Here is a 594-nt window from a genome sequence, read left to right as displayed (position 1 = left end):
AAATTATTCAGTGAATTCAGAATGTATTCTCATTCTTCAGGCGAAGTTTTAAAAATATTTACGACTCATATTTATCGCAGCTTGCATATCTAATAAAGCTCTTTTCCTGGAATACTTCAGGATAAAGCTGCTTTCTAATTCAATTTTTCAGGAGAAGGGCGAGAAATAAGTTTGTAATAGGGGATTTAATATGACGTCAAAATTGATGGACTACTTTAACAAGTAACCGAGAATTGGGGTTCTCAGCACAGCGAGTAAAGACGGAAAGGTAGATTCAGCTATTTTCGGCTCACCCAATATGATCGATGAAAAGACCGTTGTAGTTGCAACAGGTAAGAACCGCACGTTTTCAAACCTTCAGGAAAACCCTTACGCGATATACCTGATAATGGAACAAGATACGGAATGGAAAGGGATCAGGGTTTATATGAAGATGAAGGAATCTGCAATGTCGGGGGAAATGCTTGATACGATTAAAAGTCATATCGCAAAAATGGCCGGGGAGGAGGCTGCGCAGATGATGTATGCAACGGTTACCTTCGAGATCATTGAGCTGAGACCTCTCGTTGATATGGGACAGGGCTGGGAGAAATC

The 594-nt window shown here is 40.4% G+C and carries 1 protein-coding gene; it reads left to right on the top strand.

Annotated features, from left to right (window positions below; translation table 11 throughout):
* Nucleotides 1-232 precede the first annotated feature (232 nt).
* The coding region (locus BP621_RS16660) for a pyridoxamine 5'-phosphate oxidase family protein (RefSeq protein WP_349682093.1) at nucleotides 233-594 on the top strand (362 nt) is incomplete at its 3' end.

This window comes from Methanosarcina sp. UBA5, from assembly GCF_002505485.1.
In the GTDB taxonomy this organism is placed as follows: domain Archaea; phylum Halobacteriota; class Methanosarcinia; order Methanosarcinales; family Methanosarcinaceae; genus Methanosarcina.
The sequence above is the reverse complement of the archived record's forward strand: the minus strand, read 5'-3'. Positions and strand labels throughout refer to the sequence as shown.